Source organism: Gemmatimonadota bacterium (genome assembly GCA_016713785.1).
Lineage (GTDB): Bacteria > Gemmatimonadota > Gemmatimonadetes > Gemmatimonadales > GWC2-71-9 > JADJOM01.
Map to the genome: position 1 here is coordinate 1479928 of JADJOM010000003.1, position 12473 is coordinate 1492400.

10 protein-coding genes and 2 pseudogenes are annotated in these 12473 nt (G+C 72.5%); 6 read left to right on the forward strand and 6 right to left on the reverse strand.

Going from position 1 to position 12473, the window contains the following annotated elements:
* Positions 1 to 11: 11 nt before the first annotated feature.
* The 3 genes and pseudogenes from IPJ95_14780 to mtnA all read right to left on the reverse strand — a co-directional run bounded on the left by IPJ95_14780 (position 12) and on the right by mtnA (position 3519).
* A complete protein-coding gene (locus tag IPJ95_14780; protein MBK7924866.1) occupies positions 12 to 998 on the reverse strand; it encodes a UbiA family prenyltransferase in 987 nt (328 codons plus the stop codon).
* Positions 999 to 1001: 3 nt separating this feature from the next.
* Positions 1002 to 2482 (reverse strand): annotated as a pseudogene (glpK, locus tag IPJ95_14785) (glycerol kinase GlpK).
* Positions 2483 to 2496: 14 nt separating this feature from the next.
* Positions 2497 to 3519 carry an S-methyl-5-thioribose-1-phosphate isomerase gene (mtnA, locus tag IPJ95_14790; GenBank protein MBK7924867.1) on the reverse strand — a complete coding sequence of 341 codons (1023 nt, stop codon included), beginning with the start codon at positions 3517 to 3519 and terminating at the stop codon, positions 2497 to 2499.
* Positions 3520 to 4042: 523 nt separating this feature from the next.
* On the opposite strand from mtnA, the gene IPJ95_14795 reads away from it, so the two are divergent.
* The 4 genes from IPJ95_14795 to gyrB are packed head-to-tail and all read left to right on the forward strand — an operon-like array spanning position 4043 to position 8749.
* Complete coding sequence (locus IPJ95_14795) at positions 4043 to 4825, forward strand: enoyl-CoA hydratase/isomerase family protein (protein ID MBK7924868.1); 783 nt, start codon at positions 4043 to 4045, stop codon at positions 4823 to 4825.
* Positions 4826 to 4877: 52 nt separating this feature from the next.
* Complete coding sequence (locus IPJ95_14800) at positions 4878 to 5303, forward strand: hypothetical protein (protein MBK7924869.1); 426 nt, start codon at positions 4878 to 4880, stop codon at positions 5301 to 5303.
* Entirely contained in the window at positions 5303 to 6742 is a 1440-nt protein-coding gene (gene recF / locus IPJ95_14805; protein MBK7924870.1) for a DNA replication and repair protein RecF, read from the forward strand. The genes IPJ95_14800 and recF overlap by 1 nt, the downstream gene beginning before the upstream one ends.
* A gap of 57 nt (positions 6743 to 6799) precedes the next feature.
* Positions 6800 to 8749: a DNA topoisomerase (ATP-hydrolyzing) subunit B gene (gene gyrB, locus IPJ95_14810; GenBank protein MBK7924871.1), complete on the forward strand. Its 1950-nt coding sequence runs from the start codon at positions 6800 to 6802 to the stop codon at positions 8747 to 8749.
* A 50-nt stretch (positions 8750 to 8799) separates the two neighbouring features.
* On the opposite strand, the gene IPJ95_14815 is transcribed toward gyrB, so the two are convergent.
* Positions 8800 to 9027, reverse strand: a complete 228-nt coding sequence (locus IPJ95_14815; GenBank protein ID MBK7924872.1) for a hypothetical protein — start codon at positions 9025 to 9027, stop codon at positions 8800 to 8802.
* A pseudogene (locus IPJ95_14820) lies at positions 9027 to 10348 on the reverse strand (thymidine phosphorylase). Before IPJ95_14820 ends, IPJ95_14815 begins: the two are co-directional and overlap by 1 nt.
* A gap of 102 nt (positions 10349 to 10450) precedes the next feature.
* On the opposite strand from IPJ95_14820, the gene IPJ95_14825 reads away from it, so the two are divergent.
* Positions 10451 to 11275: a hypothetical protein gene (locus IPJ95_14825; GenBank protein MBK7924873.1), complete on the forward strand. Its 825-nt coding sequence runs from the start codon at positions 10451 to 10453 to the stop codon at positions 11273 to 11275.
* On the opposite strand, the gene IPJ95_14830 is transcribed toward IPJ95_14825, so the two are convergent.
* A complete protein-coding gene (locus IPJ95_14830) occupies positions 11272 to 11601 on the reverse strand; it encodes a YtxH domain-containing protein (GenBank protein ID MBK7924874.1) in 330 nt (109 codons plus the stop codon). The genes IPJ95_14825 and IPJ95_14830 overlap by 4 nt on opposite strands.
* Positions 11602 to 11691: 90 nt before the next feature.
* On the opposite strand from IPJ95_14830, the gene IPJ95_14835 reads away from it, so the two are divergent.
* Positions 11692 to 12468, forward strand: coding sequence for a GAF domain-containing protein (locus IPJ95_14835; protein ID MBK7924875.1), 777 nt, complete (start codon positions 11692 to 11694; stop codon positions 12466 to 12468).
* The last annotated feature ends 5 nt before the right edge of the window (positions 12469 to 12473 follow it).

Genomic DNA, 12473 nt, shown 5'->3' on the forward strand with positions numbered 1-12473 from the left:
CGGGACAGGTGTCACGTGACGCGGGGCGGCCGGTGACCGGCCGCCCCGCGTGTTTGGTGCCCGCCGCAATCAGGGCTCAGGCGCCGAGCAGCAACCCGATGCCCGCGCCCACGGCATAAAGCAGGAATGCCAGCAGCGCCTGGCCCTGCGCCGGGACGATCGCCGCCGTCACCTCGGGGCTCCGCAGCAGCGTCCGCACCGCGGCAACGGCCGGCGCGGCGGCCAGGAGCCCCAGCAGCAGCGGGAGTGGCATGCCGGCGATCGGCAGGAGCAGCGACCACAGCAGCGCCGATCCCACCACGAGCGCGAACAGCCGGCTGCCCCCCACCCGGCCCAGGCGGACCACCAGGGGTGCGCTTGCCGCTGCCCCGGTCCGCCAGGTAGTCCGGGAACTCATTGATGATGAGGAAGGCGCCGATCAGGAGCCCCAGCGGAATCCCCAGCACCATGATCCCGACCGGCAGTTCACCCCGCTGGACCAGGTAGGCGCCGGCCGCGATCAGGGGCCCGTAGCACAACGCCACGGCGAGCTCCCCCAGGCCCCGATAGGCGAGCCGGAGGGGCGGCGCGTGGTAGAAGTACGCGCAGGCCACCCCGGCCAGGCCGATCCACAGGACCCGCGGCTCCCGGAAAGCAACGATGCCAAGACCTGCCGCCACCGAGAGGGCGTAGCCGGCCACCGCGATCGCCCAGGTCTCGCCCCGCGAGAGGAGGCCGTCCACCAGCACCCGCTTCCCACCCGAGAAGGGGCTCCGGTCCTCGGGCCGGATGGCGAGGTCGGTCCCCGAGTCGTAGTCGAAGACCTCTCCGGAGGCATTCTTGGCCACTTCCAGCGCGAAGATGCCGGCCACCGTGACCGCCAGCCAACCCCAGTGCAGTGGCCCGCCCGCCGCCGCGGCCGCGGCGCCGAGGAAGAGGGAGGCAAATGAGGCCAGGGAGATCTTGGGGTCGGCGAGGCGCCAGAAACCGGCGCCGAAGCTGCGGGTCGTCTCAGGCATGGTTCAGGAAGGGTGGCGGGCCCAGGCCAGGGTGGCGCCGACGGCACGGCGCCAACCCTCCCAGCGGAGGGCGCGGCCCGCCTCATCGAGCTGGGGCTCGAAGCGGGCGAAGCGGCGGTGGGAAAGAAAGTCGTCGACGGAGCGCCAGACGCCGAGTGCCAGGCCGGCCAGCCCGGCCGCGCCCAGCGCGGTGGTCTCGACATTGTCCGGGCGCTCCACCGGGACGCCGAGAAGGTCCGCCTGGCATTGCATCAGCCAGTCATTGGCGGCGGCGCCGCCGTCCACCCGCAGGGCGGGCACGTCGAGGTGGGCGTCGGCGGTCATGGCGTGCAGCAGGTCGGCGCTGGAAAAGGCCATGGCCTCGAGCGCCGCGCGGACCAGGTGCGCCCGCGAGGTGCCCCGGGTCAGGCCGACGATCGTGCCCCGCGCCTCGGCCTCCCAATGCGGCGAACCGAGCCCGACGAAGGCCGGCACGAAGTACACCCGCCGGTGTCGGAGACGCTCCGCGCGAGGCCCTCGGTCTCCGACGCGCGGGCCACCAGTCCCAGGCCATCGCGCAGCCACTGCACCGCCGCCCCCGCGATGAACACGCTCCCCTCGAGCGCGTAGGCGGGCTCGCCCCGCGGGCCGGCCGCCGCCGTGAGCAGCAGCCCATGCTCCGAGGCCGGCATCCGCTGGCCGGTGTAGGTCAGGAGGAAGGCCCCGGTGCCATAGGTGTTCTTGGCCTGCCCCTCGCCCACGCACCCCTGGCCGAAGAGCGCCGCCTGCTGGTCGCCCGCGAGGCCGGCCACCGGCAGGCTCAGGCCGAGGTGCTCCGGATCGGTCATCCCCACCACGCCGGCGGAGGCCACCACCCCTGGCAGGATCTCCCGAGGCACGCCGAAGAGCTCGAGCAGCTCCGGCGACCAGTCCCGCGCCGCCAGGTCATACAGCAGGGTGCGGGAGGCGTTGGTATGGTCGGTCACGTGGACCCGGCCGCCCGTCAGGCGCGCCACGAGCCAGGCATCGATGGTCCCTGCCGCGAGTTCCCCCCGGCCGGCGCGCCGCGCGAGCGCGGCATCCTGCAGCAGGTACTCAAGCTTGGTGGCGGAGAAGTAGGGATCGAGCACCAGGCCGGTGCGCCGGCGCAGGCGAGCCTCGTGCCCCAGGGCCCGCAACGCGCGGCAGCGCTCCGCGGTGCGGCGGTCCTGCCACACGATGGCCGGCGCCACGGGGTGCAGGGTGGCGCGATCCCAGAGGACGATGGTCTCGCGCTGGTTGGTGATACCGAGGCCCACGGGGCGCTCCCCCGCCGCGGCGATCGCCTCCCGGGCCGCCTCGAGGGTGATCCGGAAGATCTCCTCGGGGTCGTGCTCCACCCAGCCGGGTTGGGGGAAATGCTGGGTCACCTCACGGTACCCGCGGCCGAGGACCTGGCCGTCCTGGTGGATTACCAGGGCGGTGGACCCGGTGGTGCCCTGGTCGAGGGCAAGGATCGCGGGCATGGGCTCGGCGCGGGCTAGTCGCGGAGCCGGGCCAGCGTGTCCCGGTCGAGCAGGCCCGCGTCCGTGAGGTAGCCGCTCACCAGCGCGGCGGGGGTCACGTCGAAGGCGGGATTCCAGACGGCGGCGGCGGCGGGCGCGGTGGGGCGGGTGGCGCCACCCGGGTGACGCACCTCGTTGGCGTGACGCTCCTCGATGGGAATCGCGGCGCCATCGGGCGTGGCAAAGTCAAAGGTGGAACGCGGCGCCGCCACGTAGAACGGCACCGCGTGGGCCCGCGCCGCGAGCGCCAGGGGGTAGGTCCCGATCTTGTTCGCCACGTCGCCATTGGCGGCGATCCGGTCGGCCCCGACGATCACGCAGGTGACGTCGCCCCGGCGCAGCCGGCTGGCCGCCATGTTGTCCGCGATGACCGTGGTGGGGATGCCGGCGCGGGACAGCTCCCAGGCGGTGAGCCGGCTCCCCTGCAGCAGCGGGCGGGTCTCATCGGCGATGACCTGAATCCGTCGCCCCGCCGCGTGGGCCAGGTAGATCGGGGCCAGCGCGGTCCCGACGCCGCCGGTGGCCAGGGCGCCGGCGTTGCAGTGGGTGAGAATGGTGGCGCCATCGGGCAGCAGCGGCAGCCCCGCCTCGCCGATGCGGTGGCACATCGCGCGGTCCTCATCCCAGATCGCCTGCGCCTCCCCGCGGAGCGCCGCGACCAGCACCTCACCCTCGGCGACGGCCGCCGCCCGGGCGCGCATCCGGCCCAGCGCCCAGGCCAGGTTCACGGCCGTCGGACGGGTGGCCTGCAGCAGCGCCGCCAGGCGCTCCACCTCGGCCCGGGTCGCGGCGGCCCCCAGCCGCGCCACGAGGGCCGCGAGTCCCATCGCGGCGGAGATGCCGATCAGCGGTGCCCCCCGCACCCGGAGGCTGTGGATGGCTTCGGCGACCTGCTCGAGCGTCTCGAGGGTGAGATAGCGCTCGTCGTTGGGGAGCAGGGTCTGGTCGAGGATGCGGACGGCGGCCGGGTCGGCCCAGGCAATCGGATGGAATTCCATGCCGGGAAGGTACCGCGCGGCCGCAGCGGGGGGGAGGCGTCCGCGGCCGCTACCTGCATGCGCCCGAGCCGGTCGGCGGCGCGCGTCGGCCGTTGGGGCGGGGCTGGCAACAGGGCCGCCGGGGGTGCAGCATCGTCTCTGCTCGGGCCGGGTTCGGGCGGGCAGAGTGAAGTGACCGGACGGGTGAAGCATCGCTCGCCAGCGGAGGGGCACCGCGAATCCATCGTGGTGGTTCGACTGTCAGCGATCTTGTCATGCACGGCAAGCGATACACATCTAAGTACTTATGCAGTAATTGATTACAAAACATCACCTATCTCACAAGTCGTTGATCACCTGGAGAATCACCGGGAGGTGGGCGGTGATAGTTGCGCTCGGAATCGAGTCCCCGCCGACGGCGCCCGCCCACCGGGGGTGCAGTCCGCGCCTGCCGCCATCAGGCTGTCATCGCGAGCACACAAGGCGGCGGCGCGCTAATTTCCGCCACCGTTCCCACTCCGCTCCCCAGCGCCAGGACCCGGCCATGTCGTACACCACCCTGCTCTTCTCGGTCAGCGACGGCCTCGCCACCGTCACCATCAACCGCCCCGACAAGCTCAACGCGCTGAATGGCACCGTCATCGCCGAACTGGGTCAGGCGGCGGCGGAGCTGGCGGCCACCGCGGCGATTCGCGGCGCGATCCTCACCGGGGCGGGCGCCAAGGCCTTTGTGGCCGGGGCGGACATCAGTGAACTCGCGAGCCAGGGCCCCCTCGAGGGGAAGCGGCGCTCGCTGGAAGGCCAGGCGGTGTTCCGGCAGTTCGAGGCGCTGCGGAAGCCGGTGGTGGCCGCCGTCAACGGCTTCTGCCTGGGCGGCGGGTGCGAACTGGCGATGGCGTGTCACCTCCGCATCGCGAGCACCACGGCCCGGTTCGGGCAGCCGGAGGTCAAGCTGGGGATCGGTCCCGGCTATGGCGGCACGGTGCGCCTGCCGCGGCTGGTGGGCCGGGGGCGGGCGCTCGAGCTGCTGCTCACCGGCGAGATGATCGCCGCGGAGGACGCCCTGCGGATCGGCCTGGTGAACCGGGTGGTCGCGGCGGAGCAGCTGCTGCCCACGACCGAGGCCATGCTGCGGACCATGCTGGCCATGGGCCCCCTCGCCGTGGCCGCTGTCCTGGAGGCCGTGGATGCCGGCTTCGAGATGCCGCAGAACGAGGCGCTCCTGCTCGAGGCCAACCACTTCGGCCTGCTCTCCGCCACGGCTGACATGCAGGAAGGCATGCGGGCCTTTCTCGAGAAGCGTCCCGCCCGGTTCGAGGGCCGCTGACCCGCCCCGGGACGACTGCCAATCCCCCTCGAACGCGGCTAATTTTCCCCGCATGGAACCTGGGCGCCGGATCCCGGACCGGCGGGTCGTCCGGGGCATGGCGGCGGCAGCCGTCGGCCTGCTGCTCGGCTGCCAGACCCGGGACCGGCTCCTCTTCCCGGATCCGGTGGGGCCGGGGGGAACCGGGCCGCTGACCCTGATCGACGTGCCCGCCGCCGACACCACCGTGACCGCGGGGCCCGGCTACGTGGTCACCGGCCTCAGTACCGATCCCGATGGCATCGACACCCTGTACTTCGAGACCGAGGGCGGCGCCTCGGGGTTCCCGCCTTTCACCGGTGGCGAGGACAGCGTCCGGTTCGGGCTGCCGCTGACCACCAGCGGGCTGGCAGGCGACACCCTCACCCTCCGGGTCTTCGGCACCGACCGGCTGGGCAACCGGGGCGATACCGCGACCCGGCGGATCGCGGTCGAGTAATGCGGCTGCAGCGACTGACGGTGCGGGGCTTCCGCAACCTGGCGGACGCCACCCTGGCCGTCCCGCACGCGGGGGCGGTGCTGCTCGGCGCCAACGGGCAGGGCAAGACCAGCCTCCTCGAGGCGATCGCCTACCCAGTGCTGTTCCGCTCCTTCCGCACGGTGCTCGACGCGGAGCTGGTCCGGTTCGGCGATGGCGGCTTCCACGTGGAACTCGGGTTCCTCAAGGGGGACGGCGCCCACGAGGTGGCCACGACGTTCCGGGCGCTGGGCCGGAAGAAGCAGCTGCAGGTGGACGGCGCGCCGACGGCGCGGCTGGTCGATGCGGCCGGCGCCTGGCTCGCGGTGGTGTTCGCTCCGGATGACGTGCGGCTGGCCTCGGGGCCGGCCACCGGGCGCCGGCTCTTCCTGGACCGGACGCTGGCGCTCTCCGACCCGGGCTACCTCGCCGCGCTGGCGCGGTACCGCGCGGCGCTGGCCCAGCGGAACGCCGCGCTGCGGCAGGGGCGGCCAGACCTGGCGGCGGCGTTCAATGCGCCGCTCGCGGAGGCCGGCGCGATCGTGGTGGCGCGGCGGACCACCTGGGTGGCCGGGGCGGTCGAGCCCTTTGCCGCGGCGCTGGTGGCTCTCGGCGAGCACGGCGGCGCCTCCACGCTGGCGTACCATGGGCACCCGGAGCTCGCCGACCCGGGCGCGTGGCCCGAGCGGCTGGCGCAGGCGGCGGCGCGGGACCTGGCGCGGCGCATGACCACCGTGGGCCCGCACCGCGACGACCTCGAGCTGCGGCTGGGCGGGCGCGCTGCGCGACTTCGGCTCCACCGGGCAGCAGCGCAGCGCGGCGATCGCGCTCAAGCTGCTCGAGCTGGAGACCATCGAGCGGGCCACGGGGCGCTGCCCCGCCCTGCTGCTCGACGACGTCTTCGCGGAGCTCGACCCGGACCGGCAGGCCCGGCTGTCGCGGCGGCTCTTCGGCGGCCGGCCGGCGCAGGTCTTCGTCTCGGCGCCACGCGAGGACGAACTGCCCGCGGACCTGGAGCTCCCGGTGTGGCGGGTGGCGGCCGGCGCGGTGTCCGAGGAGCGCTGAGCCGGCCAGGCACCGGCGGAGGGAGGAGCATGGGGATCAAGTACGATCGCGGGCCGGTGCGCCCCACCCCGCTCGGCGAGGTGATCGCCGGCTACCTCAAGCGCGCCGGGCTCGCCAAGCGGATCGGGCAGGCCGGGGTGATCGAGGCCTGGGCGGAGCTGGTGGGGCCGCAGATCGCCAAGGTCACGGCGGCGGAATCGGTCACGCCCGACGGGATCCTGCGGGTGCGGGTGGCCACGGCGGCGTGGGCCTCGGAGCTCTCGCTCATGTCGCCCCAGATCCTGGCCCGGCTCAACACCGGGCGCACGGGGCGGATCAAGCAGATCCGCTGGTTGGCGGGCGGGGTGGAGCGGTAGGCGGTAGGGCGGTACGCGAAGGGACGCAGCCCAACGGATCACCAGAACGGATGGGGCATGGCCAAGGAAAACGGGAACGGCGAGCAGCAGGAGTACGGCGCGGAGTCGATCCAGGTCCTCAAGGGGCTGGAGGCGGTCCGCAAGCGGCCGGGGATGTACATCGGCTCCACCGGCGAGAACGGGCTGCACCACCTGGTCTACGAGGTGGTGGACAACTCGATCGACGAGGCGCTGGCCGGCTATTGCGACGACATCAAGGTCACCATCCACAAGGACAACTCGATCTCGGTGGAGGACAACGGGCGCGGCATCCCGGTGGACATGCACCCGACCGAGAAGCTGCCCGCGGTGGAGGTGGCGCTGACGGTGCTGCACGCCGGCGGCAAGTTCGACAAGTCGAACTACAAGGTCTCGGGAGGCCTGCACGGCGTGGGCGTGTCGGTGGTGAACGCCCTCTCGGAGCGGACCGAGGTGATCGTCCGGCGCGACGGCTTCAAGTGGCGCATGACGTTCGTCCGCGGCCAGACGGTCAAGAAGCTGGAGAAGCTCGACAAGGCCAAGGAGACGGGCACCCTGGTCCGCTTCAAGCCGGACCCGGAGATCTTCAACGTCCTCGAGTACAGCTGGAACACCCTGTCCGACCGGCTGCGGCAGCTCGCGTTCCTGAACAAGGGCGTGAACATCAGCCTCAAGGACGACCGGCCGGACGAGCCCCGGGCCGAGACGTTCTTTGCCAAGGGCGGGCTGGTCCAGTTCGTGGAGTGGCTCAACCGCAACAAGAAGCCGCTGCACCCCAAGCCGATCGCCTTCACCGTCACCAAGGACGAGGTCGAGGTGGACGTGGCCATCCAGTACGAGGATGGCTACAACGAGAACATCTTCACCTTCGTCAACAACATCAACACGCACGAGGGCGGCACCCACCTGACCGGGTTCCGGGCGGCCCTCACCCGCGCCATCAACGAGTTCGCCAAGCAGCAGGGGTCGCTCAAGAAGGAGGATTTCACCCTCACCGGCGAGGACATCCGCGAGGGACTCACGGCCATCGTGCACTGCAAGGTCCGGGAGCCCCAGTTCGAGGGCCAGACCAAGACCAAGCTGGGCAACTCCGAGGTGGAGGGGATCGTCAAGCAGGTGGTGTACGACCAGCTGCGCACCTTCCTCGACGAGAAACCGGCGGTGGGCCGCGCCGTCATCGAGAAGGCGGTGAGCGCGGCGCGGGCCCGGGAAGCGGCCCGCAAGGCCCGCGACCTGGTGCGCAAGAAGTCGGGCCTCGAGGGGGCGGTGCTCCCCGGCAAGCTGGCCGACTGCTCCCTCGACGACCCGGCGCTCTGCGAGCTCTACCTGGTCGAGGGGACTCCGGCCGGCGGCAGCGCCAAGCAGGGCCGGGACCGGCAGTTCCAGGCCATCCTGCCGCTGCGGGGCAAGATCCTCAACGTGGAGAAGGCCCGGATCGACAAGATCCTCTCCAACGAGGAGATCCGCTCCATGATCACGGCGATCGGCGCCGGCGTGCGCGAGGACTTCAAGCTCGACGAGGTCCGCTACCACAAGATCGTGATCATGACCGACGCCGACGTCGACGGCGCGCACATCCGCACCCTGCTGCTCACCTTCTTCTTCCGGCAGATGCCGGAGCTGATCGACGCGGGTTACATCTACATCGCCCAGCCGCCCCTGTTCCGCGTGGCGCGCGGCGCCGGCAAGAAGGAGGAGAAGTACTACGCCTACGACGAGAAGGAGCGCGACGAGTACGTCAAGCGCGTCTCGGGCGGCGACGGCAAGGGCAGCGTGGTGATCCAGCGCTACAAGGGTCTCGGCGAGATGAACCCGGGCCAGCTGTGGGAAACCACCATGGACCCGTCGCGGCGCACCATCCTGCGGGTCACCCTCGATGCCGCGGTGGAGGCCTCCAAGCTGTTCGAGGAGCTGATGGGTGACGAGGTGGAGCCACGGCGGCTCTTCATCGAGCGGAACGCGAAGTACGTGAGCCACCTGGACGTCTAGGCGGCTCGGCGGGTCGGTGGGAAGGTGGGGGTGGAGCCGCGGCTCCACCCCTATCGCGTTGGTGGACCCCCGGCGCCCGGTCCCCAGTCGTCGCCCTGAAAGCCCTCCTCGGGGCGCTGGTGCAGGTCGAGGTCGCGAACCTCCCGCTCCGCGGCCTCCAGTTCGTCCGCCTCGGGCGGCTCCACCGGATCGTCGGGGGCCGGCGCCCGGGCCCGCCCCGGGGCGAGGAGCCACGCCAGCACCGCCGCGAGCAGGACCGTGGTGAACAGCGCGCCCATCAGGTGCGGGTCTCCCCCTGGGCGGTGATCCGGCTGACCAGGAGCGGCAGTTGCGGCGCCGGCTCGCCGAAGCGGATGGCGCGGCCCAGCGCCGCGAGGCCCACGGCGATCCCCGCCGGGTCGGCGGCGAAGACCGAGGCGATCGGCTCCCCCTTGGCCACCGGCGCGCCGGGCCGCCCCGAGACCACGAAGCCCACGCTCGGATCGATGGTGTCGCCCAGGCGGCGCCGGCCGCCGCCCATGGCCACCACCGCCTCGCCCAGGGGACGGGGATCGACCGCCGCGATGGTGCCCGCGGCGGGGGCCTCGAAGAGCTCCACCTCCGCCGCCTGGGGCAGGCGCCCGGGATCGTCCACCACCGCGGGATCACCGCCCTGCGCCTCGATGAGCTCGCGGAATCGGTCGAGCGCGGCACCCGAGGCGAGCGCGTCGTCCACCAGGCGGCGGGCCGCGGCGGGATCGGGGCCCGCCCCGCCAGCAGCACCATCTCCATGGCCAGCGCCCGGGTGACGGTGAGGAGGTCCTCCGGCCCCTGCCCCGAGAGCGCGAGCAGGGTCTCCTCGACCTCGAGGGCATTGCCGATGGCGCGGCCGAGGGGCCGGTCCATGGCGGTGACCAGCGCGGTGGTGCGGCAGCCGGCGGCTTCACCCAGGTCGACCATGGTGCGCGCCAGCGCGCGGGCGTCGTCCACCGCGGGGAGGAAGGCGCCGCTCCCGGCCTTGACGTCGAGCACCAGGCCGGTGAGCCCTTCGGCCAGCTTCTTGGACAGGATGCTGGCGGCGATGAGCGGGATCGCCGGCACCGTGCCAGTGACGTCGCGGAGGGCGTAGAGCCGCCGGTCGGCGGGGGCGATGGCCTCGGTCTGGCCGAACATGGCCACCCCGAGGCGGGCCACCTGGGCCTGCACCGCCGCGAGCGGGAGGTCGGTGCGGAACCCGGGGATGGACTCGAGCTTATCGGTGGTGCCGCCGGTGTGCCCCAGGCCGCGGCCGGACATCATCGGCACCGCGATGCCGAGGCTCGCGACCAGGGGCGCGAGCACCAGCGAGACCTTGTCGCCCACGCCGCCGGTGGAGTGCTTGTCCACCCGCGCAGGGAAGCCGGCTGGCCACTCCAGCCGCGCGCCGGAGTCGCGCATGAGCCGGGTGAGGACCGTCAGCTCATCCGGGGTGAGCCCCCGCCAGACGATGGCCATGAGCAGGGCCGCCATCTGGTAGTCGGGCACCTGGTCGGCGAGATAGCCGGCGAGCAGTGCGTCCCATTCGGCCGGGGAGAGGGCGCCGCCGTCACGCTTGCGCTCGATGAGAGACTGGACGAGCATTGAGCCTGCGAGTGGAGGGCGAGGGAAACGGGAAACGGGAAACGGGAAACGGGAAACGGGAAACGGGAAACGGGAAACGGGAAACGGGAAACGGGAGCAAGGATGCCGATACTGACCGCGGGGCGCAAGCGAAGCGCCGGCGTGTTGCTCGTGGCGCTGCTGGGACTGGCCGAGGTGGCGGTGGGACAGGCAGCGCCGGATGCCACGGCGCTGGTCCAGGAGGGCATCGCGGCACACCTGGCGCGGGACATGCCGACGGCGCTGGCCCGGTTCGAGGCGGCGCTCGCCGCCGACTCCACCAGCTACGAGGCTGCGTGGCGCGCCGGCGAGACGCTGCTGGACATCGGGAAGCAGACCCCGGACACGGTCAAGAGTCCGGCCCGTGATTCACTGTACGCGCGGGCGGAGGGCTACGGGCGGCAGGCGGTGGCCCTCAACCCGGGGGGCACCGACGGGCGGTACGTGCTTGCGGCGGCGATCGGGCGGGCCTCCCTCACCAAGAGCAAGAAGGAGCGGGTGCGGCGGGCGGCCGAGATCCGGGCGGAGGCGCTCACGGCGCTCGAGCTCGACGCGTCGAACCACAAGGCCTACCACGTGCTGGGCCGGTGGAACGCCGAGATCATGCGGCTGTCGGGGCTGGAGCGGTTCTTCGCGAAGACCTTCCTCGGGGGCAAGATCTTCAGCGCGGCGAGCTGGGACAGCGCGGTGGTGTACATGGACCGCGCGGTGGCCGCGAGCCCGGAGACCATCTACCACCACCTGGACCTGGCGGAGATCCTGGCCGAGCGGGGGCGCTACACCGAGGCCCGGCGCCACCTGGAGGAGGTGGCGCGCCTGCCAGTGTTCGACGTGATGGATCCCGCGTACAAGGACCAGGCCCAGGCGCTGGAGCGCCGCATCCATGGCCGCGAGGACAAGGGCCGCTAGACGCCCAGCTCCTCGCCCAGGTCGTCGAGGCCCTGCGCGAGCCGCTCGCGCAGGGCTTCCTTCTTTTCGCGCAGGGTCCGGCCGGCCCCGGCGCGGAGCGCCTCGACCCCCTCCCGGGCATCCCGGGCCAGGGCCCGGCCGCGCTTGCGGACGATCCGCCGGGTCTCCTCGCCCGAGGCCGGGGCGAACAGCAGCGCCAGGCCCGCGCCGACGGCGGCGCCGATCACCAGGCCGGTCAGGAAGCTGGAGCGGTCGCGGGTCGGGCCGCCGGGGCCATCCTCGTCGTCGTCCGCCGGCCTGGGGCGGCGTTCACGGTCCTCACGCATCGGTCCTCCTTGGCATGGGGGAGAAAGGTACCCCCGCTTGACCGACCTCCGCCATGCGGTGACAATTCGTCACCCCTACCAGACGATCCCATGACCGTTCAGGCTGTCCTGTCCGACGAGGTGGAGCGCCTCCAGACCCGGGTCCGGGAGCTGGAACACGAGCGGAAGCACCTGCTCGCCATCATCGAGATCCTGCAGGAGCTGGCCGGCTCGCTGCACTTCGTGGACATCATGCAGTCGATCGCGCGGCGGCTGGGGGAGGCGTTCGGGCTGGACCGGTCGTCCATCTTCCTGGCCGAGCGCGACGGCCGGACGGCGCGGCTGGTGGCCAGCTTCGAGGACCCGAGCATCCGGAACTACGTGGTCGACCTCGACCGCTACCCGGAGCTCCGCCGGGCGCTCACCGATGGCGAGACGGTCTACATCCCCGACGTGGAACTGGACCCGACGATGGCGCACCTCAAGGGCGCCTTCGACACCCGCAAGGTCCGGGCGATCACCGTGGTGCCGATCACCTGGCGCGGCGTCTCGATCGGCGCGATCCTGCTGCGCACCTTCCGGGACGGCCCGGCCTTCTCGGAGGCCGACGTGCGCTTCTGCCAGGTGGTGGCCAGCCTGACGGCCAAGGCGCTCCGCAACGCCCACCGCTTCGAGAAGCTGCAGCAGCGGGTGGGCGACACCAGCAGCCGGGCGGTGGAACGGGAGCGGGTGGCGCTGGTGGGCTTCCTGCGCCGGCTGCTGGACGAGTTCGCCTCGCGGGAGGGGCCGTGGAGCGAGGGGGTGCTCGCCAAGGCGAGCGCGGAGGAGATCGAGCGGCTGGTCGGCGTGGCGCTGACCGTGCTGCAGCAGGAGGCCGCGGCGCGGTAGGGCCC

What these genes read in the sequence shown, in the direction of transcription:
- IPJ95_14780 (MBK7924866.1), bottom strand. Translation starts at nt 998, where the DNA reads ATGCCTGAGACGACCCGCAGCTTCGGCGCCGGTTTCTGGCGCCTCGCC.
- mtnA (MBK7924867.1), bottom strand. Translation starts at nt 3,519, where the DNA reads ATGGAATTCCATCCGATTGCCTGGGCCGACCCGGCCGCCGTCCGCATC.
- IPJ95_14795 (MBK7924868.1), top strand. Translation starts at nt 4,043, where the DNA reads ATGTCGTACACCACCCTGCTCTTCTCGGTCAGCGACGGCCTCGCCACC.
- IPJ95_14800 (MBK7924869.1), top strand. Translation starts at nt 4,878, where the DNA reads ATGGAACCTGGGCGCCGGATCCCGGACCGGCGGGTCGTCCGGGGCATG.
- recF (MBK7924870.1), top strand. Translation starts at nt 5,303, where the DNA reads ATGCGGCTGCAGCGACTGACGGTGCGGGGCTTCCGCAACCTGGCGGAC.
- gyrB (MBK7924871.1), top strand. Translation starts at nt 6,800, where the DNA reads ATGGCCAAGGAAAACGGGAACGGCGAGCAGCAGGAGTACGGCGCGGAG.
- IPJ95_14815 (MBK7924872.1), bottom strand. Translation starts at nt 9,027, where the DNA reads ATGGGCGCGCTGTTCACCACGGTCCTGCTCGCGGCGGTGCTGGCGTGG.
- IPJ95_14825 (MBK7924873.1), top strand. Translation starts at nt 10,451, where the DNA reads ATGCCGATACTGACCGCGGGGCGCAAGCGAAGCGCCGGCGTGTTGCTC.
- IPJ95_14830 (MBK7924874.1), bottom strand. Translation starts at nt 11,601, where the DNA reads ATGCGTGAGGACCGTGAACGCCGCCCCAGGCCGGCGGACGACGACGAG.
- IPJ95_14835 (MBK7924875.1), top strand. Translation starts at nt 11,692, where the DNA reads ATGACCGTTCAGGCTGTCCTGTCCGACGAGGTGGAGCGCCTCCAGACC.